Below are 23,010 nucleotides of genomic sequence, written 5' to 3'. Positions count from 1 at the left end.
GGGGTTGGGTATTGGGCGGGACTGCTATACAATAGAGAATATAAGCAAATAAGGGAGGGTGGGATCCAGGATGATTCGATATCTGGTGCTGCTGCGAGGTATTAATGTAGGCGGCAGACATGTCGTCAAAATGGCTGAATTGAAGAGTCTGCTCGCTGATCTCGGAATGAGCCATGTCCAGACCTACATCCAGAGCGGGAATGTCATCCTCGACTCGGAGCTTGCGGAAGAGGAGCTGGGTTCCCTGCTGGAGCAGCAGCTGCAGCTGCGCTTTGGCTTCGAGATACCGGTCATTCTCCGGACTGTAGGAGAGTGGCACGGGATCATAGAGCGCTGCCCGTTCTCGCTGGAGGAAGCGGAAGACATTCGTGCGGCGTCTGGCAAGGAGAGCTTGTACATCTCTTTTCTGGAAAAATTTCCTGCCGAAGAGGCGCTTCAGGTTCTCTTGTCGTACAAGACGGACGAGGAAGAAGTTCAGCTGATCGGCCGCGAGCTCTATCTGCTGGTCCGCAAGGGCATCAGCGATTCCAAGCTGGCGAACCAGCTTCAGGTGCTGCAGGTAACCGCAACGACCCGAAACTGGAAGACGGTGGAGAAGCTGCGTGAGCTGGCCGGGCCTGCTCATGAGGCCCCGGGGAAGGAGGACATCCTGCGATGAATCCAATGGAAAGGAACCTGGACCTGGATCCGGACCGGTTCCATGGCTGCCTCGCCGGGCTGGCCACCGGCGATGCACTGGGTACGACGGTGGAGTTCTCGGCACCGGGCACATTCCAGCCGGTCACGGACCTTGTGGGCGGCGGTGTCTTCGGGCTCGAAGCCGGGCAGTGGACGGATGATACGTCCATGGCCCTGTGTCTCGCCGAGAGCCTGGTGGAACGGCAGGTCTTTGACCCTGCCGACCAGATGCAGCGGTACGTGAACTGGTACCGCCGCGGGTATCTCAGCAGCACGGGGAGCTGCTTCGACATTGGTAATGCCACCCGCGAAGCGCTGGTGCATTACGAACGAACCGGCCAGGCATATGCCGGTTCCACCGATCCCCGCAGCGCCGGGAACGGCTCGATCATGCGACTGGCCCCCGTCGCCATGTTCTACGCCCGCCAGCCGCTGCAGGCGCTGCACTTCGCGGAGCTCAGCTCGCGAACGACCCATGGCGCCGCCGAAGCGGTCGGCGGCTGCCGGCTGCTCGCCGCCATCCTGCTGGCGGCGCTGCACGGCCGGAGCAAGGCGGAGATGCTGTCTCCGGCCGTGCTGGACAGCTGGCTGCCGCCGGGTGCGGGGCAGCCGAAACAGCCGCTGCCGGGGCGGCTGCAGGAGGTGCTGAATGGCTCCTACCAGGAGCTGGAGCCGCCGGATATCCAGGGCAGCGGGTATGTTGTCCGCTCCCTGGAAGCGGCGTTGTGGGCATTCAGCCGGACGGAAGATTTTCGCAGCGGAGCGCTGCTGGCTGTGAATCTGGGCGACGATGCGGATACGACCGGGGCGGTGTACGGGCAGATTGCCGGAGCTTATTACGGATACACGGGCATTCCGGCTGCCTGGAGGGACAGATTGGTAATGTCCGGTCTGATCCAAAAGCTGTCACTCAGCCTCTACACGAATGGTGCAAGCGATTCACTGTAAAGTTTGTTCACAGCAAAATAGCAATTTGTTCGGGTGTACTTGTCCTATCACATTCTCCTTCTGCATATCTATCAGTAAGGAGCGTGATAGAGATGAATGAAGCAGTGCAGCGGTATTACGAGCTTAAACAGCAGCAAAAGGAATTGGAGCAGGAGCTGAACGGACTGCGGAGCAAAATTATAGCTCATTTGTCTGAACAGCAGGCCGGAGAGATTGAAATCGATGGCTACCGGGTGAAGGTCGTCAGCCAGCTTCGCAAGGAATACGATGATCAGAAGCTGTATCATGCCCTGCCTGATCCGGAAATGTGGCGGCTGATCTCGAAGGCAGATGTCAACAAGATCGCGGGTCTGATCCGGCTGAATATTCTGGCAGAGGATCGTCTGGCCGATACCTATGCAGTCAAGACCGTTTCGCTGTTGTACGTGGACAAGCAATAGAATAGGTGATGAAAAAATAACCTGCAGAAGGCCGTGAATGAGACCAGGGCTGCTGCAGGTTATTTTTAGTGGAGGCGGGCGGCCAGAATACCGAGATACTCCTTCAGGGCAAGTCCGGTGAGGGACATGGCCGCAGAAGAAGGTGCAATTTTCCCCCAGTAGAATTGGACCGAGGAGCTTGCCATATAGTCTGTAGGGATAGGCTGGACGTGAATACCTGCCTTTTCGAATTGAAGAACAGCCCGCGGCAGATGGAAGCCGGATGTAATAAGCACAGGCTGCTGCAAATGGTTCTGCTGCAGGATAACCGCCGTATTCTCTGCGTTCTGCTCCGTATTCAGTGACGTGTTCTCAATCAGGATGTCCTGCTCCGGCACACCAAGTGCCAGCAGCTGCCTGTGGGCGATATCCGCTTCATTACCGCTGTCCGGGAATACCTGGCCACCCGAGAACAGAATCGGTAATCCCGTGGCCCGGTGCAGCCGTACTGCTGTCAGCAGCCGGTTGGCGGCAGAGCCGAGCAGATTTCCTTTTCCATCGATGTCTGGCGTTCCCTGCGTCGCGCCCGCGCCAAGAACGACCAGAACATCGCCATGCACAGCAGCGGGCTGCTCGTATTGACGCTCCAGTCCACGCACCAGAGCTTCACTGAACAAACCTGTAGAGGTCAGATAGAGGAGGGTTGTCAATGCAAGCAGTACCGTTGCTATTCTCCGCTGTCTGCGCCACAGCCAGATGACAGCCGGCAAGAAGAGCAGAATGAACAGCCCCGGGGGCAGCAGCCAGCTGTAAAGAAATTTAATGATATAAATCAACGAAAAAACACCGCCTTGTGATTTCTTTTCATTCCCTCTCGATTCCCCCGCTATTGTAGCATGAAGCACAACAGAAATTAATGAAGCTTTGGTGCATGTTAAGTATTGGGTACCGATGAGCACTTGTAGATTTATGACGTCAAGAAGCATCGGAGGGTGGATTAGTATGAGCACTAAAGAACGTATTATCTGCTTTATCAGCAATCCTGATAGATGCTATAAGATCATTCTGGTTGACCCGTTTGTCGACCTGTGATAGTTTCAAGTAATAGTAACCTGACCATTTTACAAGGATTTAAAATAAACTAACGGCAAGCCGCGCGAGGTGGATACGAATTGGTATTACATGTGACAAACAGTCCTTTTAATGAAGAACAAGTCGAACTGTTGAATCGTCTTATGCCGACGCTGAACGATATACAGCGTATCTGGCTGACCGGATATCTGAGTGCAAGTGCAGCCGGTGTCACGCTGACTAACGCGTCTGCAGCAGAGAGTGTACTGCCGGTATCAGCGCCAGCTGTACCCGCTCCGGTATTATCGAAGGAAGTAACTGTGCTGTACGGCTCCCAGACCGGGAACAGCAGCAATCTGGCGAAGAAGCTGACCGCCCAGCTGCAGAATGAAGGATTTGAAGTAACGCTGACTTCCATGGGGGATTTCAAATCCAACGCGCTCAAGAAAGTGCAAAATTTGCTGATTCTTGTCAGCACGCATGGTGAGGGGGAGCCGCCGGATCATGCGATTGCTTTCTACGAGTTCCTGCACAGCAAGAGAGCTCCAAAGCTTGAAGAGCTGCGGTATTCTGTGCTGGCACTTGGAGATACCTCTTATGAATTTTTCTGTCAGACAGGCAAGGATTTTGACAAGCGCCTGGAAGAGCTCGGTGCTAAGCGCCTGGCAGACCGCGCAGACTGCGATGTTGATTTTGATGAGCCGGCAGCGGAGTGGATGAAGCAAGTGCTGACTGCACTTGGTGAGAATCCGGCAGCAGCTGCGAACGCTGCGGCTGAGGCTGTATCATCCAGTGACACTGCGGTATCCGAATACTCCAGAAGCAATCCCTTCCATGCTGAGGTTCTGGAGAATCTGAATCTCAATGGCCGCGGCTCTGACCGGGAGACACGTCATGTGGAATTATCTCTGGAAGGGTCCAACCTGACCTATGAACCTGGAGACAGCCTAGGCATCTACCCTGAGAACCATCCCCGTCTGGTTGAAGAGCTGATCGAAGCCTTTGGCTGGAACGGTGAGGAACTGGTTACGGTGAATAAAGACGGCCAGAAGCAGACCATCCGGGAAGCGCTGACCCGTCAATATGAAATTACGATTCTGACAAAACCGCTTGTGGAGCAGCTTGCACAGCTTACCGGCAATGCGGGTCTGCAGGAGCTGGTCGGGGCAGGGCATGACCAACTGCGGGCTTATCTGCAGGGACATGATCTGCTGGATCTGGTTCAGGATTATTCTCTGATCGGTATTCCGGCACAGGAGTTCATCTCGAAGCTGCGTAAAATTCCGGCCCGCCTGTACTCCATTGCCTCAAGTCCCCTGGCTTTTCCGGAAGAGGTACATTTAACCGTACGTGCTGTACGTTATGATCATAAGCAGCGGGAACGTTATGGCGTATGCTCCGTGCAGCTGGCTGAACGTGTGTCTGCCGGCGATAAGCTGCCAGTCTTCATTCAGAATAATCCGAGCTTCAAGCTTCCAGCCGATTCGTCTGCGAAAATCATCATGATTGGACCAGGCACAGGGGTTGCTCCGTTCCGCGCCTTCATCGGTGAACGTGAAGAGCAGGGAGCATCCGGGGAATCCTGGCTGTTCTACGGAGACCAGCATTTCTCTACAGATTTCCTGTACCAGACAGAATGGCAGCGCTGGCTCAAGGACGGTGTCCTGACACGCATGGATGTTGCTTTCTCCCGTGACACGGAAGAGAAGATCTACGTCCAGCACCGGATGCTGGAGAACAGCAAAGATTTGTATCAGTGGATTCAGGATGGTGCTTATATTTATGTCTGCGGAGATGAGAGCAAGATGGCGCATGACGTGCATGCGGCACTGGGTACGATCCTGGAGCAGGAAGGCGGCATGAGTCCCGAGCAGGCTTCGGAGTATCTGACAGAACTGATGCAGAATAAACGTTATCAGCGGGATGTGTATTAATCGGAAGGCATGAACCAGCCGGAAGATGTTGAGAGGAGACAGGAACATGACAGATCGATCGTTGCTTCCGCCGAAGGATGCACCTATAAGTGATGTTGAACATATCAAGCTGCGCAGCAACTATCTGCGCGGCAGTCTGGAAGAGACGCTGCAGGACAGAATTACGGGATCGATCCCCGAGGACGACAATCGCCTGATGAAACACCATGGCAGCTACATGCAGGACGACCGGGATCTGCGCAATGAACGGGCCAAGCAGAAGCTGGAGCCTGCGTATCAATTCATGCTGCGCGTTCGTGCCGCCGGCGGTATCGTAACACCGGAGCAGTGGCTGATGATGGATTCGGTCTCGCAAAAATATGCCAACGGCACGATTCGGCTGACGACCCGTCAGTCGTTTCAGCTGCATGGTGTCATTAAGTGGAACATGAAGAAGACGATTCAGGAGGTCAATGCCTCCATGCTGAGCACTTTAGCCGCTTGCGGTGACGTTAACCGTAATGTCATGTGCAACCCCAATCCGTATGAGTCCGATGTTCATGGTGATGTGTACGAATGGGCCAGCCGTGTCAGTGATCATCTGGATCCGCAGACACGAGCCTATCATGAGATCTGGCTGGATGAGGAGAAAGTGTTCGACAGCCGGGACCTTACCGAGGAAGAGATTGAGCCGATCTACGGTAAAGCTTATCTCCCCCGCAAATTCAAGATCGGCATTGCAGTACCGCCGAATAATGATGTTGACGTTTTCTCCCAGGATCTCGGCTTTATCGCCATCGTGGAGGAAGGCAAACTGAAAGGTTTTAATGTAGCAGTTGGCGGCGGTATGGGCATGACGCATGGCGATACCAAAACATATCCGCAGCTCGGCCGGGTCATCGGCTTCTGCACACCGGAGCAGATGATTGATGTAGCTGAGAAAACGGTTATGATCCAGCGCGACTACGGTGACCGTGCGGTCCGCAAGCATGCCCGCTTCAAATACACCATCGATGACCGGGGCCTTGAATGGTTCGTGAACGAGCTGACTGAACGTCTCGGATGGCAGCTGCAGGCCGCTCGTCCATATGAATTTACGAGCCGTGGCGACCGCTATGGCTGGGTAAAGGGCAGCAATGGCAAATGGCATTATACACTCTTCATTTCGAACGGGCGTGTGAAAGATGAGGATGGCTATCTGCTGATGACCGGACTGCGTGAAATTGCAAAAGTGCATACCGGGGATTTCCGTCTGACGGCGAACCAGAACCTCATCATCGGCAATGTCAGCACGCAGAAGAAGAACATTGACGCGCTGATCAAGCAGTACAGCCTGACGGACGGCAAGCATTATTCCGCACTCCGCCGCAACTCCATGGCCTGTGTGGCTCTGCCGACATGCGGTCTGGCGATGGCTGAATCGGAGCGCTATCTTCCTGATCTGCTGGACCAAATTGATCCGATTCTGGCACAGGCAGGGCTCAGCGAAGAAGACATCGTGATCCGTATGACAGGCTGTCCTAACGGCTGTGCACGTCCGGCTCTCGCGGAATTGTCGTTCATCGGCAAAGCGCCGGGTAAATACAACATGTATCTGGGCGGCGGCTTTGACGGCAGCCGGCTGAACAAGCTGTACAAAGAGAATATCGGCGAAGCTGAAATTCTTGAAGACCTGAGCGTTATCCTTAACCGCTATGCCGCAGAGCGGCAGCCGGGCGAACATTTTGGTGATTTCACCATCCGTGCCGGTTACGTGCAGGCTGTCCATGACGGACAGGAATTTCATGCTTGATATCGTATAAGTAATAATCATGGCTTCGGTCCCTTTAGGGGGCCGGAGCCATTTTTTGATGAAGACAGGAACGTTCTGATTACATTGGGTCCGGTAAAAGTATAGTAGGAGGATGAAGACAGCTTATGACGAGCAGAATGTCTTTTCGGGACTTATTCTACACGTACAGGCACAGTTGGGCATCTGCCCACATACAAATAAATAGACCGTCGAATGTTGCAGCAGACAGGGCCGGTTTTGAATTGTAAAACTGCAGGAGGTGTCATCTGTGCCTGGATTTTTTACCGCTATAGCGTTATTCATCAAGGAATTGACCCTGCTCGTCTCGTATGTGAAGAATAATGCTTTTCCCCAGCCGTTGACTGAAAGCGAAGAAGCCAAGCATCTGAAACTGATGGCCGAAGGCAACGAGCATTCCCGTAACCTGCTGATTGAGCATAACCTGCGTCTCGTAGCACATATTGTCAAAAAATTCGATAACACAGGCGAGGATCTGGAGGATTTGATCTCCATTGGAACCATCGGCTTGATCAAAGCGATTGAGAGCTTTCAGGTCGGGAAAGGGACTAAACTGGCTACGTTTGCAGCACGCTGTATCGAGAACGAAATTCTCATGCATCTCCGTTCCCTGAAGAAAACTCGTAAGGATGTCTCTCTCCATGATCCGATTGGTACGGATAAAGAAGGAAACGAGATTACCCTAATTGATATTCTCGGCTCCGAAGCCGACGATGTGGCGGAAGCGGTACAGCTCAAAATTGAGAAGAGCAAAATCTACCGGAACCTTGATATATTGGATGAGCGGGAGAAGGAAGTCGTGATCGGCCGTTTTGGCCTAGAGGCCGGCGGGGATGAACGAACCCAGCGTGAGATTGCGAAAGAACTTGGTATCAGCCGCAGTTATGTGTCACGGATTGAGAAGCGTGCTTTGATGAAGCTGTATCATGAGTTTTATAAGGCGAAAAATTAGAGTGATCTATCTATAATGATAGCTGCAGCTGAAATTTTAACTAGAGTACAACAACAAGCTCTGTGAATAAATGTCGAGGGGGGTTGACCTCGGATACCATTTCTTACAGTATAGAGCGTAATCGATACATGAGCAGACGGCATGAATGCGGTAAAGGAAAAGAGGAGCGCAATTAGCGGTCCTCTTTTTTATGTTGAAAAAAGCCTATATTATTTCGACTTTATTCGACTTTGATATTCATAATTCGACATATTTTGACGATATCAATTTCTGTTATCTGATTCTGTTTTTTTCTAAATTCAGGGTTGGTATACAAACAATTAGAGGGGATGAATGAACGGAATGTTTATAAGGCTCAAAAAGAAACTCGGCGCTTTACTTGCAGCTGCACTGATGATCACTTCACCGTCTGTAGTTAGCGCGAATCAAGATCCAATGCCAGGTGATAACAACGACGCATCACTTTTCAGTACAGTTGTTAGTATTGATAGTGCCCGGAACCCGGCATTAGAGGGGGAGCCCGTAACATTCGTTGCCAGAGCCTATTCGGATCAATCTTACGAAGAACTTGCAGGTACGGTGACTTTTAAAGAGGGCGATACCTTATTGGGTACAGCGCCAGTGGGTGAAGATCCGACGAAACCGGGAATGGCTCTTCTTGCGGTGAAAAACCTTAGTGCCGGAGAGCATCTGATCACAGCAGAGTATAGCGGGGACAGCAAATTTAGCGGCAGCACTTCTGCTCCATTGACACAAATGGTATCCGATGAAGCAGTTCCGCCTACAGCTAATCCGACTGTAACAGAGGTTACCAGCTATCTGAATCCATCCCATGTTGGAAACTCCGTGACTTTTTATATAAAGGCAAAAACGGATCCGCAAAGATACAAAAATATGGCTGGAACCGTGATCCTCATGGATGGAGAAAAGAAATTGGCTACGCTTCCCATGAGACCGAACGGTGAAGCCAATGGGGTGGCAGCAGCTTCTTTCACAACAAGCGATCTAAGTGCCGGAGATCATCCGAATACAGCCAAATATTTCGGAGATACCCGATTTGATATAGCGGACAGCATTTCTCAACCTATGACTCAGGTTGTATTGGGAGGCAGCACGGGTTCCATACCTTCTAAACCATTAGATCCTCCAGTGCAAAGTCCAGGCAATTCTTCCGTGTTTATACCTGTGTCCTAAAAACCAGCGGAACCGTCTGATTCAGTAGCAGAAACTCCATCAAAGGAGCAGTCAAACCATCAATCTGAATCTGAGGATTATCAAAATCCTGATGATATTTTCAGAAGCCGGGTTGTGAATACAGACAGTAACGTAATTGCTGGTGTGCAGGCGAGAACGACAGAGATCCTCAGCAAAGGGGATACATTCGTTACATTAAATTATAGCGATATTGCACAACACTGGGCGATGGATTCTATTAAAAAATTGACCAAGCTGCGTGTGATCAACGGATATCCGAATGGCGGATTTAAGCCGGATGAACAAATCACTCGTGCGGAATTTGCAGCGATGATTGACCGTGCTTTTGTAGATATGGCTTCACGGAAAGTATCCATGAAGGATGATGATTTTACAGCATTCAGGGATATCAATGGTCGTTGGTCAACAGATAGCCTTAAGAAGCTTGTAAAGGTTGGAGTTTTGAACGGGTATGAGGATGGCACTATTCGTCCAGAAAAAACCATCTCCCGTCAAGAAATGGCTCTTATTATTACTCGCGTATTAAATGCAAACATTCTAAAAGTTGACACGTCCAAAGTACAATTTACGGACCTGGGCGGAGCATATGGCGCAGATGCAATTAAAAGGACATCTGTTTTGGGGATTTTTAATGGTAAGGCAGAGCATACCTTTGATCCGAACAGCGGAGCTACACGCGCTGAAGCTATCGAAACCATCATTAATACTTATAGTTTGAGCCCAACCGTCAAGCAGGCATTGATGAATCTATAATATTCCAGTATTCATAAGAATCCACTCCCTTCCCGGGGTGGTTTCTTTTTTTATATGACTCTACTAAGTGGCATCGCTGTTTTGATTCCCTTGGGAAAGTATAAGGATGCTGCCAGTGGACAACCCTTAAAGTTAGATACGATCTTACGCGGGAGGGTATAACGCCATGAAATATGAACTTGGACGCTGCTTGTTGAATGAACGATTGATAGAATCCGGAAAGTCACCGGAATGGCTTGCAAAAAAATTACTTTTTAAACCTGAACGAGTTTATGACTTTATTGAAAGTAAAAGAGTAATGCCGCTCAAAATTGCTATATCGATTGCCGATTCCATCGGTTGTGATGTTCATGATTTGTACGAATTAATTCCATACGAACAAGAAAGAATAAGGGGACTAAAGGAGTAATTGGCTGGTAGCGTGGACTATACCTTGGATGAATGGCCCGAATGGTCACAGATACTTGTGCTTCGGCTGCTCTTTAACTCCTTTATGATAGCTCATTTTTTAATACTTTCCATAGTGTATAATAGCGGGGCAACGAACTTCACTTCCGGAAAGCGGCTATCCGGTCCTTTCATTAGACTTCCGCCTTGATTTTTCAGATACTTATCGAAAAAATCTAACATATAGGCGTTAAGCATGGTGTTTGCTCTTGAGGGCGAAATTTCCCCTGTAATGCCCAGCATTTTAAAGATTGGAGATATGAACTGTACGTCGGTAAAATTAAGATGCTCCATATTATCGATATAGAGGAATTGTCCCCCTATGTCGACCGATTCACGTATTCGTTTGAGCTCCAGCTTTTTGTCTTCCGTCACCTGATCCATCCACTCTCTTGTTGAACCCATATGCTTAAGCTCTTCATCCGTATAGATCCGGTTATCCATTACCGTTTTTAATCTTGCAAATTCACTTTCTGAGTTGATGAACAAAAAGGGCTTTCGCATTCCTTCTCTATCACGCAATCGATAAAGACCTCCATCAAAGTCTATTCCAGCCGCGATTCGTGGATCGTAAGCAGCGTCATAGGCCGTTGCTCCGCCGATGGAATGACCGAACACCCCGACACGGCGTAGATCGATACTTCCTCTTATATGGCTTGGAACTTGCCCCGATTGGATGAGCTCAAATTGGTCCAGCACAAACGCCACATCGTCGGTTAGCACTGTTCCTAACTTGTCGCGATTTCCGCTTTCCGTTCGGTAATCATGGTCGGGCGAGAACAGGTCGTTGGTTGTGCTCGTCGTTATTCGACCGTCCGGAAACTCAGTTGCAAATGTATTATAAGTGTGGTCGATCACTGCCACGATATATCCGTGACTCGCGAGATTTTCGGCTTGCGTTGTGTGGAGAAACCTGGAGGAACCAAAGCCGGGATTCGCGAGGATCAGCGGGTATGAAGCCTGTGCCGAAGAGACTTTGGCCCTCAAGTAAGCATGACTGGATACGTACTTCAGATGTTGAAAAGTAAATCTCGGAAGGCCATAGTTTGCGGCCATATAACGTAAAATCCGGGTATCGGGAATAAAGGGAGCATACTTGCCGGTGTCAGCTTGAGCCGGATACCATACCTGAACCATCAATTCTCTCTTACCATCCTTGGCTTCGTCGTAAATCTCTTCCCTATGTGTATCCACGAAATGAAAAGTTTGAGTTCCTACCTTAAATTCGCCTGTCGGTTCAGGTAGTTTAAATACAGGGAAAGCATACATGAGGCCCGCTGATACAACCAGCATGAGCGCTATAGCGGTATAAGCGGAGCCCAACAAGAATCGTGGAACTCTTTTCGGGCTGCTTTTCTTAAAATAGCTATAACTTGAAGTCGCTAAGAAGATGATTGTTATGCAGTATAGGAAAAATAGCTGAGCCCTGTATCCTTCCACCGTCCAATGAATGACCAGTAAAAGTGAGGCAGATCCGCTCAACATATAAACCGGAATTCTACGCCAAGCTTTTTTGAATAGGACGGTTAATACAAATAAGCCGATGTTTGACAGGAAAAGCAACAGTTCCAACAGCCTCATCTCGATTCTCCTTTTGAAAAATCTATCTTAGCTTGTTTCAATCTTATCCTGCCAGGCTGGCTGCAGCTATCGATTTGCCTTACATCTACCTTACAATTTTGTCATTCGAGCTTACGATTACGGTATTGGATTAGGTTTATGAGCTTCTTCAGAACTAAACGGGTTGGACCGTTTCAAGGGGGGGGAATGTACATACTAACGATACTTATGGATGTTAGCTTCTTTTTTGCGTTTCATGACTTGACCTTAGGTCAGACCCAGGGTTTATGCTTGATTGGTATTCGAAGAGACGGCAGGAGGAAGACGAATTGAAAAAGGAAATTTCGATTAGCGAGTTAGCGAAGTTGATGCGCGTGTCCGTTCATCAAATTCGTTACTTCGAGGAGAAAGGTGTATTGTTTCCGGCCTACATAGATGAAAATCAATACCGTATGTATGGTATCGACGAGATTTACCGGCTGTCACATATTTTGCTTCTGCGAAAGGCAGGGTTGTCCGTACAGGCCATCCGTCATTGGTATGACGAAGGGACGCCGGATGATATGCAGCAGCTGCTTCTGGAGTCTGTATACCAGATAGAGGCTGAATTGGACAGACTGCGAGATTTAAGCGGTTTAATTCACAAAGTGTTGAACGATTATGAGCGCTTTGGTGATAGGGCTCCTTCCTTCCAAGTTATTCAGCGCGAGCCGCTTGTTCTGTCTTCGTGGTTCGAAACGGACTTCAATACCGAACTGGATGCCCGGATGCTGGCCCAGCAGGGAGATACGCAGCCAGGACTTTTTGAAACGGATATTCATTATGTGTATGAGGAAGAGTGTCTTCGCCGCGTACGGCTGTGTACCAAAGCGATTGATATGGACGGGGACGTAGTTCTGCCAGCCGGCGAATATTTGTCCTGCCGGTTCTCGATTCATGACGAAGAAGAGTTAAAGCAGCACTTTGATCAGTTTCAAGCCTTCGGGGATCAAAGTCCTTTTGTTCTAACCGGGCCGCGAATCCTTGTGGAGAAATCGTATCTGTCTCTTTTCACCCGGGAAAGCCTACATTACGAACTGCTTGCGCGCGTTGATCGAAGCGTCGGCAATGCTGCTGAACGGGAGGAGAAGAGATGAACGTCCAACCTGTTATACATTTGGAGGGAATGAAAGAGGAGTATGAAGCTTCTGTCAGCCGACTGCTGTTAGAAGGGTTTCGTAGAAAATTCCAGTGTGGAACAGGGCTGAATGACGAGCAGCTGCAATTGTTGCTGGAAAGGCTTCTCGTGATGGATGAACAACGCGGGAAAGGACAACGCATCGTTGCCATACAGGAGGATTCCATCGTCGGCAGCCTATCCTTGCAGTTTCAGGTACGATCGCGTCCCAGTATAAAGGCAAGGGACCTGCTTCCTGTATGGAAAGGGATTCGCGGAGTTGGATGGTGGGCAGCGTTGGGATTTGCAGGACGACTAGTATGTTTGAGCCATCGACCGGCGCTTGGTGAAATGTACATTGCCGATGTATCGGTCCATGAACGCTTCCGGGGAGCAGGCGTGGGTACAACGATGCTGGGATGGGCACTCCGTGAAGCAGCATTACGACCGGAAATCCGGTATACAACCTTGCATGTCTCCGGCAGCAACTTAGGAGCTAAACGTCTATACGAAAGGCTGGGCTTCCGGACACTGGAGTCCCAGCGCAGCGCATTCATGGCGTGGTTGACCGGCGAGCAGGAATGGAATTACATGATTCACGAAGGATAAGCCACCTGCGAGAAAGGAAGTCGAGGAAACATGAGAAAGAAGTGGGGAATCACATTGTTGATCCTCCTGCTGTTGTTGGGAGCGTCGGGCATATATATTTTACAGCAGAACAGCTTTGCCATGGATCAACAAGCTGTGGAGATTGGCGCACCTCAAGGCAAACTGACGGGGGTGCTCACGTTACCCAAGAAATATAGCGGGAAGGTTGGCTTAGTCTTGTTCATTCACGGAGATGGCCCGATCAATGCGACTCATGATGACGGGTATAAGCCGCTGTGGGAGCGCCTTGCTGCGATAGGCTATGCTTCGCTCTCTATGGACAAGAGGGGCATCGGGGGTTCGGCAGGCAATTGGCTTGAGCAGAGCATAGATGATCGCGTGGCTGAGGCACGCCAGGCGCTGGCCTGGGCCAGGCAGCAGCCAATGATCGATGCGGATCGCATTGGTGTATGGGGAGCAAGTCAGGCAGGATGGGTTATTCCCAAACTAGCAGGGAAAGAACCGCTGGCTTTCAGCATTCTCGTCTCTCCAGCGATTAACTGGCTGAGGCAAGGTGAGTATAATACACGCAGTCAAATGACAAAGGATGGTCAATCCCCGGATGAGATCGAGCAGCAGGTGAGCGAGGATAAGCGAATCAATGATTTGCTAAAGGCAGATGCCCCCTATGATGATTATGTTAGAGCTGCGGGCAAACAAGAGGTCATGTCAAGAGAACGCTGGAAATTCGTCAGCCTGAACTACACGGCGGATGCAACAGACGACATTGCGAATTTTCACTCCCCGATCCTGCTTATGCTCGGTGATCATGATGTTAACGTAGATGTGAAGGAAACGGAGAAAGTTTACCGTGAGCGTGTATCGCCATCCGCTTTGCTGCGAGTCAAAGTGTTACCAGACACGGAGCATTCTATGCTCTCCACCGCTACAGCCGAATCACCTCTGCGTGTATTGTTAATCAGCTTGTTTGCGCCGAGAAACATTACGGCTGCAGGATATATGCATGAAATTACGGATTTCCTGAAAAATGTCTATTCAAACCAAGGGATACAGCCTATACAAACTCAGACGCCATAGTTGTTAAGCGGGAGGTCATAGCTTCTTGAGATTTGAAACTTGGGGGCTGCTTGCTGAATGGAGTAAGGGTCGAGTATCAGCAGGCATTCTAAAAAATGGGGTGCTTTTTAAGTGAACTAACGGGCAGATTTCATGATAAAATTAGATTATCTTACCGAACTTAGGGGTGGTGGCGAGATGGTTGAGATTCTTGACAAAGGTCCCTTTTATCATGGGACACGAGCAGATTTGTTGATTGGAGACTTGCTCACAGCGGGCTTTCGCTCAAATTACAATCCTGATATTATAATGAATCACATTTATTTTACAGCTTTACGTGACGGGGCAGGGTTAGCTGCCGAGTTGGCAAAAGGCGATGGTGTACCGCGTGTGTATCTTGTTGAGCCGACAGGCGAATGGGAGAATGACCCAAATGTGACGGACAAGAAATTTCCAGGTAATCCGACCCGGTCATATCGCAGTAGAGCCCCACTGAAAATTGTTGGCGAAGTGAAAGATTGGGTGCGACAAACGCCTGAACAACTCGCGGTTTGGCGAGAACGTTTGGCGAAAATAGATAAACGCGAGATTCTAAATTAGACAAACTGTAAAAGGATCAGCAGGCACCTATCAAACACTATCTATGTTACTGATGTCCGCCATTGAACGAATGAGAAGTGTTCGTTTAATAACTCAGCAGTCATCAGAAAGACTGACTGCTTTTTGTTAAGCTAAAGATCGTTTATATATGTGTGTAGGTTCCTGGCTATGGTAACAGTTTGAATATAGTGCTGTCGTATTGTGGCGCAATTACGCCGGTTAGTGCTTAAGCGTGAGTAATCGTTTGAAAATCATCAATGTTTTCTATAATACATCGATCGTATCGATTGGATTTTGGGAAGGGTTCGGCAGACCGGTAGAACTGTTGAACTCTTTTTTTGGTGATATACGGTTATTCTGAATACCAGCCAAAGGAATGACCCAGAAAGCAGTGGAAAATAAATACTAGGAATGATAGCATTTACTTATTGAATTGATCATTACCAAATCCAGTCTAATAGAATCAAATACATTACACATGCTGAGAAAATTAGCAGGAATTATGCTGCATAAGAGGAGCGTTCATATGGGAGATCAGCTGAATTGGGCAGGAAATTACCGCTATAACTCAATAGAACTGCTTGAGCCTGAGAGTCTGGAAGAGGTCAAGGACATCGTTATCAGCCGCACAAGCCTGCGCATGCTTGGCTCACGCCATTCCTTTAACGGGATTGCTGACACTGGGGGCAGCCAGCTCTCACTTCGTAAGTTGAATCGAATCATCAATCTCGACCGCGAACAAGGAACTGTAACCGTTGAAGGCGGTATTCGCTATGGCGATCTGTGTCATTACTTAAATGATCACGGCTTCGCGCTGCATAATCTCGCATCGCTGCCGCACATCAGCGTGGCGGGTGCCATTGGAACAGCCACACACGGCTCAGGCGATCTTAACCAAAGTCTGGCGTCTTCTGTACGTTCTATAGAACTGATGAAAGCGGATGGCGAGGTTACGGTACTTACGCGCGGAGTTGATCCCGGTTTCGAAGGGGCGGTTGTCGGGCTTGGCGGACTGGGGGTTATCACCAAGCTTCAACTGGATGTAGTCCCCTCTTTTCAGGTGAGTCAAACCGTATATGATCGTCTCCCTTTCTTTGCATTAGATGATGGCTTGGACGAAATTTCATCTGCCGCTTATAGTGTCAGCTTGTTTACGAATTGGGCAGAGCCTGTTTTTAATCAAGTGTGGGTAAAGAGGAAGGTGCAAACCGACAGAGAGCATGAAGCAGCATCCCATTTCTTTGGAGCTGTGCCAGCTCCGGAGAAACGTCATATGGTGCCTGACCAATCTGTGGTGAACTGCAGCGAGCAGTTAGGCGTTCCTGGACCCTGGCACGAACGGCTGCCTCATTTTCGCATGGAGTTTACTCCAAGTGCGGGCAACGAGCTGCAGAGTGAATATTTCGTGCCCCGGGAGCATGCGGTCAAGGCGCTGCATGCTTTAGGTAAACTGGGGAATCAAATTGCTCCTCTGCTTTTCATCTCAGAAATACGAACCATTGCCTCCGATAACCTCTGGATGAGCCCATGCTATGGACAAGAGAGTGTTGGTTTTCATTTCACGTGGAAGCCGGATTGGGAGCGCGTGCGCCAGTTGCTCCCGAGTATTGAAAGGGAATTGGAGCCGTTTGGAGTTCGTCCGCATTGGGCGAAACTGTTTACGATGGATCCTGAAAAGATCCAGGCTCAGTATGAGCGGTTAACAGATTTTCGTCAGCTGCTGCTTCGATATGATCCTATTGGGAAGTTTCGGAATACGTTCCTGAATGATCACATTATGCGTTGATATAGTTTGAAATGAAAGGTATCAGCGCTAGCTTAATACCTAAAAACCTCCACCCCTAGGGCTGGAGGTTTTTAGGTTGATTATAGAAATGATATATCATTGTTCTGAACAATTTTGATCTACTCTGAATGACTTTTCACTGATCTGAATGTTTTTGAATGATTTTGAATGAATGTGATTGATTTTGAATGAAATTGTGTTATTATAAAAGCAGTTGGAGGAATTCATATGCTAACAGAAGAACGCTATAACCTAATTTTAGAGCGCTTACAAGAGCAGGGTATTGTAAAGCTGCAGGAGCTGGTTGATTGGATCGGCGTTTCAGAATCTACGATCCGCCGCGATTTGGGCGATCTGGAGGGCAAGCGGCTGCTTAAACGGATTCACGGAGGAGCCAGCCTGCCCGGAGAGAAATCGAAAGAGCAGGGCATGGAGGAGAAAACGTTCAAGAACGTTCAGGAAAAGGCTTTGATTGCCCGCCTGGCTGCAGGACAGCTGAAGGACGGTGAATGCATTTATCTGGATGCGGGAACAACGACGCTTGCTATGATTTCTTTTATAGAGGCTAAAGACATCACTGTAGTCACCAACGGCTTATCCCATGTCGAAGCGCTGGTCAGCAAACAGATTCGCAGCTATTTATTAGGCGGAATGATGAAAACGCATACGAAGGCGGTTATCGGCAGCATAGCGCTTCAGAATATTGAGAACTTCCGGTTTGATAAATGTTTTCTCGGTACGAACGGGGTTGATCCTTCGATGGGCTACACCACGCCAGACCCTGAGGAAGCTATCATCAAACGAAGGGCACATGAATTATCCGGCCAAACCTTTGTGCTGGCCGACGCCAGCAAGTTCGGCGAAGTTACTTTTGCCAAGCTGTTCGAGCTGGAAGAAGCTGTGCTGATCACCGATAGAATGCCGGAACAATGGCGGCAGCCCGTTACACAGAAAACGAACATAATTGAGGGATAACCATGATATATACGGTAACGCTGAATCCTTCCATTGATTACATCGTGGAAGTACAGGATTTTAAATTGGATGGCTTGAACCGCATGACAAGGGATTTGAAGCTGCCTGGAGGAAAGGGCATCAACGTGTCCCGCATCCTAAACCGGCTGGGCACGAAAAATACGGCCGTCGGCTTCCTTGGCGGATTTACGGGGCGCTACGTGGAAGAATGCCTGCAGGCCGAGGCGATTCAGACCGGATTCGTGAAGGTCCAGCAGGACACCCGTATTAACATCAAGCTGAAGCATGGGGAAGAAACGGAGATTAACGGATTGGGACCTGTGATCCGTGAGGAAGAAGCCGAAGAGCTGCTGCATCTTCTGGATGATCTGAAGCAGGGTGATGTATTGGTGCTGTCGGGAAGTGTTCCTCCATCACTTGGTGAACATTTTTACGGCCGGCTGATTGAGGGATGCCTGAAGCATGGGGCTGAATTCGTTATCGATACGACGGGGACAGCGCTTATGAAGGCGCTTCCGCACAAGCCGCTTTTGGTTAAGCCGAATCATCATGAATTAGAAGAACTGTTTGACGTTTCGCTCAAAGACAAAAAGGAAATTGCCGTATATGGCCGCAAGCTGCTTGAGCTTGGTGCGCAGCATGTGCTGGTCTCCATGGCAGGAGACGGGGCTTTGCTTCTAACCGGTACAGATACCTATGAAGCCAACGTGCCGGCCGGCAAGGTCAAAAATTCAGTAGGTGCGGGCGATTCCATGATTGCCGGATTTATCAGCTCATGGTCTGCGGGCCAAGGCCTTCTGGAGGCTTTCCGTACAGGAGTAGCTTCGGGGAGTGCGACCGCTTTTTCAGACGATTTGGCAGCAGGAGAATATATCATGGAACTGCGTTCACAAGTACAGATCACACAATGGAACTGACAGGTTTAGGGAAACCGATATCAGCTAGGGGGAAGAGTCATGAGAATCACGGACCTTTTAATTAAAGAAACGATGATTATGGATTTGAAGGCGGCTACCAAAGAAGCAGCGATCGATGAGCTGATCGCCAGCTTGTCCGCTCACGGCCGGATTAATGATCCCATTTTATTCAAGGAGATGATCCTGAAGCGGGAGGCGGAAGCCAGCACAGGGATCGGCGGGGGCATTGCCATGCCGCATGCCAAAACAAACGCAGTAAACCAGGCAACCGTTGTATTCGCGAAAAGTGCAGCAGGGGTTGATTACGATACGCTTGACGGAGAACCGGCCACCCTCTTTTTTATGATCGCAGTTCCCGAAGGGGCTGGAAATGTACACTTGAAGACTTTGGCCTCGCTTTCCAAGCTTTTAATTGACAGCGATTTCATGACACAGCTGCAGGCTGCAAAGACGCCTGAGGAAGTGGTTGCCTTGTTTGACGACAGACAGCAGGAGAAGGACGAACAATCCCGCAATGCTCAGGATACGGGAAGAGAAGCAGGAAGCAAGCCTTCCAGCGGGAATCGTACACCTGCCGCTGCACCATCCGAAGATTTTGTAGTAGCTGTTACGGCATGTCCGACAGGGATTGCCCATACGTATATGGCAGAGGATGCTCTGAAGAAAAAAGCGGCTGAGCTTGGCGTTCAGATCCGCGTGGAAACGAACGGCTCGGATGGGGCGAAAAATGTCCTGACAGCAGATGAAATCCGCCGGGCTAAAGGGGTTATTATCGCCGCTGACAAGCAGGTTGAGATGAGCCGCTTCGACGGTAAGCCTCTGCTGCAAAGACCAGTCAGTGACGGCATCCGAAAAACCCAGGAACTCATTGAGAAGGCTGCACGCGGAGATGCACCAGTGTACCACAGTACGGGGGCCAAAGCTGAACCAAACGCTGCGGGTGAGGGAAAGACAAAGGTCGGCAGCAAAATCTACAAGGATCTGATGAACGGTATTTCCCATATGCTTCCATTTGTCGTCGGCGGGGGGATTCTGATTGCGATTTCCTTCCTGTTTGAACAGATGGGCGGAGCGGATAATCCGATCTACAAGCTGTTGATGACGATTGGCGGAGACGGGGCGTTTCATTTCCTGATTCCGATTCTGGCCGGCTTTATCGCGATGAGTATCGGCGACCGTCCTGCATTAATGCCCGGTATGGTCGGCGGCTTGATGGCGGTCAACTCTAATTCCGGTTTCCTCGGCGGTTTGGCTGCAGGTTTCCTGGCGGGTTACATCGTTGTCGGTCTGCGTAAGGTGTTTGCCGGTCTGCCCAAAACGCTGGAAGGCTTAAAGCCGATCCTGCTGTATCCGGTCGCAGGTCTCCTGGTTACCGGCGTCATTATGTATTATATCTTTGATCCTGTGTTCGGTACGATCAACGATTGGGTCGTTACAGGCCTGAACAACCTGGGAACAGGTAATGCCGTTCTGCTTGGAGTGGTGCTTGGCGGTATGATGTCCATCGATATGGGCGGTCCCTTTAATAAAGCGGCTTATGCGTTTGCTATCGGGGTATTTACATCAAGTGGCAATACCAACGGTATGATGATGGCAGCTGTTATGGCTGGCGGTATGGTTCCGCCTCTAGCGATCGCCATGGCGACAACGCTGTTCAAACGTAAATTTACCGAAGAAGAACGGAAATCCGGTATTACGAACTATGTGCTTGGCTTGTCCTTTATTACTGAAGGCGCGATTCCATTTGCGGCAGCAGATCCGCTTCGTGTCCTCACATCCTGTATCGTAGGCTCAGCAGTGGCCGGCGGTTTGACCCAGCTATGGCATATCAACATCCCGGCTCCGCACGGCGGCATTTTTGTAGCGGCATTGGCGAATCATGCTATGCTGTTCATCTTGGCAGTGCTCATCGGAGCGGTGTTGTCCGGTCTCATTCTGGGAGTGTGGAAGAAAGCTCTTGAACCTAAAAAGAATCCGTCTCTGTAAGAGACAATGTAAAGAACCTAAATCTTTTGATTTAGGTTCTTTTAATTGAATAGAAAATTAAACCAGACCTTACAGACAACGAGGAAATATTATTATAGGGATGATTGTTTTTATTTTCCATTTTGGAGACACACCTTTGATTTGGGTAAATTTAGCCTTCATTGTACAATCGCATTTGCAGTTAGAGAGAATTTATAATAATCCATAGCGGGGGGGAAACGCTTTCTTACATGGGCATGGTCATCCCTGCTTTACTAGGGATCGGACAATTCTGAAGCTTGTGCTTATTATAGCCAAAAAAAGAAAACGGTATCAAACTGCAGTCTGGAGAATCATGTCTGAACGGTGAAAAAAGGGTAAATAGCTAATCACAAAAAAGTAAGCGCTTATAAGAAAAAGCCTGAAGCTACCTTCACCCTTCAGACGGCGAAAGGAAGGGGTTTAAAATGATAACGATTACAAATCCGGTAATTCCCGGGATGGCACCTGATCCGTCTATTATAAGGGTCGAGGATGCCTATTATATCGCAACTTCCACTTTTCATTGGAATCCCGGTATACAAATCTATAAATCGACGGATTTGGCTAATTGGGAGCTGATCAGCAGTGTGCTGCATAAGGATGAGGTTAACTTACGCGGGACGAACACGCCGGCTGGAGTATGGGCACCGCACTTATCGTACGATGCCCGTTCGAACAAGTTTTGGTTAGCGTTCTCACACATGGTGAACATGGCAGGCCGGGAATTCAATTCAGACTCCTATGCGATGTGGACCGAGAATATTAACGGCCCATGGTCAGAGCCTATTTATATCACATCGATAGGCTTCGATCCCGCCATTTTTCATGACGAAGATGGTAAGCATTATGTCTCCATCCTTGAATGGGAGACGCGTCAAGGATATCAAGCACCCGGACATATCGTGATTGCCGAGGTGGATTTGCAAAATCGAGGAATCATGGGTAGTTGGCATCGGGTAACCCAAGGGTTCACCAGCCGTGGATGTGCTGAAGCGCCGCAGATCTATAAGCATAACGGTTATTATTATCTTATCTTGGCTGCGGGTGGTACAGGTTATGCCCATGGTGTAGAGATTGGACGTGCGACATCTATATTTGGTCCGTATGAGCCGCATCCTTCAGGAGAACCGATTATCACGTCTTCTCCGCGGCATCTATTTTCACTGGGTGATCCCGATGCAGGACATTTCGAAATGTACAATCCCCATTCATTCATGCAGAAGGCAGGTCATGGATCATTAATTCAGACTCAGACGGGGGAATGGTATATAGCTCATCTCATGTCCCGCCCGATTGAAGGAACGCTCTATAATCCTTTGGGCCGCGAAACGTCTATTCAGAAAATGAAATGGACAAAGGACGGCTGGCTGGAAATGGAGGATGGTTCAAATCTGGCAAAAATGGAAGTCGAGGGAATGAAAGGCGTTAAAGAATCTACCCGACTATCGCATGATGTAAGAGATGATTTTAACAGTGATCAATACCATATCCGCTTTATGACGCCTTATCGAAATCAGCATACAGGCTGGGTCAACACGACGGAGCGTCCAGGTTTTTTGCGTATTCACGGCGAGAACTCTTTCTTCTCGCAAGTTAATCCGGCTCTTATGGCAACCCGTGCTACTTCATTTCATTATCAGTTTCAAACAAAGGTTGAATTTCATCCGGACCACTACTCAGAAACTGCGGGTATGGGGCTGTATTATGATTCCAACAACTGGATTTATGTCCACTTAACTCATTCGGAATCAACCGGCGGTACCGTTATGAACATACTGCAGGCGAAATTAGGAGAACGAATGGAGGTTCTTCACAACCCTGTTCCGGTTCCCGAAGGGGTCGCAGAGCTGCAGCTCATCTATCGCTCAGGTTTAGCTGATTTGTCTTACCGTTTGACCGACACGGCGGATTGGCAGCTGCTGGCGGAGCATATGGATGTCATCTACTTGTCTGATGAAGGTGTTAATGGAGAACCTGGTGAAATTGGCGGATTTACAGGATTATTTAATTTCATAGGCTCTGTGGATTCGCATCAGCATGACTCTTTTGCAGATTTTGATTACTACTCTGTTGAAAACTACTAGTTCATCCGTTGAAAAGACGGGGGCGTGCATATTACCTGTGTGTAGAGAGGAAGC

20 protein-coding genes are annotated in these 23,010 nt (G+C 49.3%); 18 read left to right on the top strand and 2 right to left on the bottom strand.

Going from position 1 to position 23,010, the window contains the following annotated elements; genetic code table 11:
• Window positions 1-70: 70 nt before the first annotated feature.
• The 3 genes from Q5741_RS15060 (at window position 71) to Q5741_RS15050 (ending at window position 2,066) form a co-directional block, all read left to right on the top strand.
• Entirely contained in the window at window positions 71-658 is a 588-nt protein-coding gene (locus Q5741_RS15060) for a DUF1697 domain-containing protein (RefSeq protein ID WP_305024932.1), read from the top strand.
• 17 nt (window positions 659-675) lie between these two features.
• Window positions 676-1,626 (top strand): ADP-ribosylglycohydrolase family protein, encoded by a 951-nt coding sequence (locus tag Q5741_RS15055; protein ID WP_305025021.1) that lies wholly within the window; start codon window positions 676-678, stop codon window positions 1,624-1,626.
• A 92-nt stretch (window positions 1,627-1,718) separates the two neighbouring features.
• Window positions 1,719-2,066: a ubiquitin family protein gene (locus Q5741_RS15050; RefSeq protein ID WP_305024931.1), complete on the top strand. Its 348-nt coding sequence runs from the start codon at window positions 1,719-1,721 to the stop codon at window positions 2,064-2,066.
• 65 nt (window positions 2,067-2,131) lie between these two features.
• Here Q5741_RS15050 and Q5741_RS15045 read toward each other — a convergent pair whose 3' ends face one another.
• A complete protein-coding gene (locus tag Q5741_RS15045; RefSeq protein WP_305024930.1) occupies window positions 2,132-2,881 on the bottom strand; it encodes a YdcF family protein in 750 nt (249 codons plus the stop codon).
• A 336-nt stretch (window positions 2,882-3,217) separates the two neighbouring features.
• On the opposite strand from Q5741_RS15045, the gene Q5741_RS15040 reads away from it, so the two are divergent.
• The 6 genes from Q5741_RS15040 to Q5741_RS15015 all read left to right on the top strand — a co-directional run bounded on the left by Q5741_RS15040 (window position 3,218) and on the right by Q5741_RS15015 (window position 10,168).
• On the top strand, window positions 3,218-5,050 hold the full coding sequence (locus Q5741_RS15040) for an assimilatory sulfite reductase (NADPH) flavoprotein subunit (protein WP_305024929.1): 1,833 nt from the start codon (window positions 3,218-3,220) through the stop codon (window positions 5,048-5,050).
• Between the two features lie 46 nt (window positions 5,051-5,096).
• Window positions 5,097-6,821 carry an assimilatory sulfite reductase (NADPH) hemoprotein subunit gene (cysI, locus tag Q5741_RS15035; protein ID WP_305024928.1) on the top strand — a complete coding sequence of 575 codons (1,725 nt, stop codon included), beginning with the start codon at window positions 5,097-5,099 and terminating at the stop codon, window positions 6,819-6,821.
• Between the two features lie 268 nt (window positions 6,822-7,089).
• Window positions 7,090-7,791, top strand: coding sequence for an RNA polymerase sporulation sigma factor SigK (sigK, locus tag Q5741_RS15030; RefSeq protein ID WP_305024927.1), 702 nt, complete (start codon window positions 7,090-7,092; stop codon window positions 7,789-7,791).
• A gap of 333 nt (window positions 7,792-8,124) precedes the next feature.
• A complete protein-coding gene (locus Q5741_RS15025) occupies window positions 8,125-8,985 on the top strand; it encodes an Ig-like domain-containing protein (protein WP_305024926.1) in 861 nt (286 codons plus the stop codon).
• 114 nt (window positions 8,986-9,099) lie between these two features.
• Window positions 9,100-9,759: an S-layer homology domain-containing protein gene (locus Q5741_RS15020; protein ID WP_305024925.1), complete on the top strand. Its 660-nt coding sequence runs from the start codon at window positions 9,100-9,102 to the stop codon at window positions 9,757-9,759.
• 166 nt (window positions 9,760-9,925) lie between these two features.
• Entirely contained in the window at window positions 9,926-10,168 is a 243-nt protein-coding gene (locus Q5741_RS15015) for an XRE family transcriptional regulator (protein ID WP_305024924.1), read from the top strand.
• Between the two features lie 92 nt (window positions 10,169-10,260).
• On the opposite strand, the gene Q5741_RS15010 is transcribed toward Q5741_RS15015, so the two are convergent.
• Window positions 10,261-11,787, bottom strand: a complete 1,527-nt coding sequence (locus Q5741_RS15010) for an alpha/beta hydrolase family protein (RefSeq protein WP_305024923.1) — start codon at window positions 11,785-11,787, stop codon at window positions 10,261-10,263.
• Window positions 11,788-12,095: 308 nt separating this feature from the next.
• Between Q5741_RS15010 and Q5741_RS15005 the strand changes: the two genes are divergently transcribed.
• From Q5741_RS15005 to Q5741_RS14965, 9 genes are all read left to right on the top strand, one after another.
• Window positions 12,096-12,902 carry a MerR family transcriptional regulator gene (locus Q5741_RS15005; RefSeq protein ID WP_305024922.1) on the top strand — a complete coding sequence of 269 codons (807 nt, stop codon included), beginning with the start codon at window positions 12,096-12,098 and terminating at the stop codon, window positions 12,900-12,902.
• Entirely contained in the window at window positions 12,899-13,531 is a 633-nt protein-coding gene (locus tag Q5741_RS15000; RefSeq protein WP_305024921.1) for a GNAT family N-acetyltransferase, read from the top strand. The genes Q5741_RS15005 and Q5741_RS15000 overlap by 4 nt, the downstream gene beginning before the upstream one ends.
• A 30-nt stretch (window positions 13,532-13,561) precedes the next feature.
• Window positions 13,562-14,608: an alpha/beta hydrolase family protein gene (locus Q5741_RS14995; RefSeq protein ID WP_305024920.1), complete on the top strand. Its 1,047-nt coding sequence runs from the start codon at window positions 13,562-13,564 to the stop codon at window positions 14,606-14,608.
• Window positions 14,609-14,785: 177 nt separating this feature from the next.
• On the top strand, window positions 14,786-15,187 hold the full coding sequence (gene arr, locus Q5741_RS14990) for an NAD(+)--rifampin ADP-ribosyltransferase (protein ID WP_407074367.1): 402 nt from the start codon (window positions 14,786-14,788) through the stop codon (window positions 15,185-15,187).
• Between the two features lie 526 nt (window positions 15,188-15,713).
• Window positions 15,714-16,973 (top strand): FAD-binding protein, encoded by a 1,260-nt coding sequence (locus tag Q5741_RS14985; RefSeq protein WP_305024918.1) that lies wholly within the window; start codon window positions 15,714-15,716, stop codon window positions 16,971-16,973.
• Window positions 16,974-17,201: 228 nt separating this feature from the next.
• Window positions 17,202-17,948: a DeoR/GlpR family DNA-binding transcription regulator gene (locus tag Q5741_RS14980; RefSeq protein ID WP_305024917.1), complete on the top strand. Its 747-nt coding sequence runs from the start codon at window positions 17,202-17,204 to the stop codon at window positions 17,946-17,948.
• A gap of 2 nt (window positions 17,949-17,950) precedes the next feature.
• Window positions 17,951-18,865, top strand: a complete 915-nt coding sequence (gene pfkB / locus Q5741_RS14975) for a 1-phosphofructokinase (RefSeq protein WP_305024916.1) — start codon at window positions 17,951-17,953, stop codon at window positions 18,863-18,865.
• A gap of 39 nt (window positions 18,866-18,904) precedes the next feature.
• Complete coding sequence (locus Q5741_RS14970) at window positions 18,905-20,851, top strand: PTS fructose transporter subunit IIABC (protein ID WP_305024915.1); 1,947 nt, start codon at window positions 18,905-18,907, stop codon at window positions 20,849-20,851.
• A gap of 446 nt (window positions 20,852-21,297) precedes the next feature.
• The gene (locus Q5741_RS14965; protein ID WP_305024914.1) at window positions 21,298-22,956 is read left to right on the top strand and encodes a family 43 glycosylhydrolase; all 1,659 of its coding nucleotides are present in this window, start codon (window positions 21,298-21,300) and stop codon (window positions 22,954-22,956) included.
• Window positions 22,957-23,010 lie beyond the last annotated feature (54 nt).

This window comes from Paenibacillus lacisoli (assembly GCF_030580655.1).
Lineage (GTDB): Bacteria > Bacillota > Bacilli > Paenibacillales > Paenibacillaceae > Paenibacillus > Paenibacillus lacisoli.
Note: the sequence above shows the minus strand (reverse complement) of the source record. Positions and strands in the feature narration are given on the sequence as shown.

What these genes read in the sequence shown, in the direction of transcription:
- Q5741_RS14980 (WP_305024917.1), top strand. Translation starts at nt 17,202, where the DNA reads ATGCTAACAGAAGAACGCTATAACCTAATTTTAGAGCGCTTACAAGAG.
- Q5741_RS15050 (WP_305024931.1), top strand. Translation starts at nt 1,719, where the DNA reads ATGAATGAAGCAGTGCAGCGGTATTACGAGCTTAAACAGCAGCAAAAG.
- arr (WP_407074367.1), top strand. Translation starts at nt 14,786, where the DNA reads ATGGTTGAGATTCTTGACAAAGGTCCCTTTTATCATGGGACACGAGCA.
- Q5741_RS15060 (WP_305024932.1), top strand. Translation starts at nt 71, where the DNA reads ATGATTCGATATCTGGTGCTGCTGCGAGGTATTAATGTAGGCGGCAGA.
- Q5741_RS15025 (WP_305024926.1), top strand. Translation starts at nt 8,125, where the DNA reads ATGAACGGAATGTTTATAAGGCTCAAAAAGAAACTCGGCGCTTTACTT.
- pfkB (WP_305024916.1), top strand. Translation starts at nt 17,951, where the DNA reads ATGATATATACGGTAACGCTGAATCCTTCCATTGATTACATCGTGGAA.
- Q5741_RS15000 (WP_305024921.1), top strand. Translation starts at nt 12,899, where the DNA reads ATGAACGTCCAACCTGTTATACATTTGGAGGGAATGAAAGAGGAGTAT.
- Q5741_RS15015 (WP_305024924.1), top strand. Translation starts at nt 9,926, where the DNA reads ATGAAATATGAACTTGGACGCTGCTTGTTGAATGAACGATTGATAGAA.
- Q5741_RS14995 (WP_305024920.1), top strand. Translation starts at nt 13,562, where the DNA reads ATGAGAAAGAAGTGGGGAATCACATTGTTGATCCTCCTGCTGTTGTTG.
- Q5741_RS14985 (WP_305024918.1), top strand. Translation starts at nt 15,714, where the DNA reads ATGGGAGATCAGCTGAATTGGGCAGGAAATTACCGCTATAACTCAATA.
- cysI (WP_305024928.1), top strand. Translation starts at nt 5,097, where the DNA reads ATGACAGATCGATCGTTGCTTCCGCCGAAGGATGCACCTATAAGTGAT.
- Q5741_RS14965 (WP_305024914.1), top strand. Translation starts at nt 21,298, where the DNA reads ATGATAACGATTACAAATCCGGTAATTCCCGGGATGGCACCTGATCCG.
- Q5741_RS14970 (WP_305024915.1), top strand. Translation starts at nt 18,905, where the DNA reads ATGAGAATCACGGACCTTTTAATTAAAGAAACGATGATTATGGATTTG.
- Q5741_RS15010 (WP_305024923.1), bottom strand. Translation starts at nt 11,787, where the DNA reads ATGAGGCTGTTGGAACTGTTGCTTTTCCTGTCAAACATCGGCTTATTT.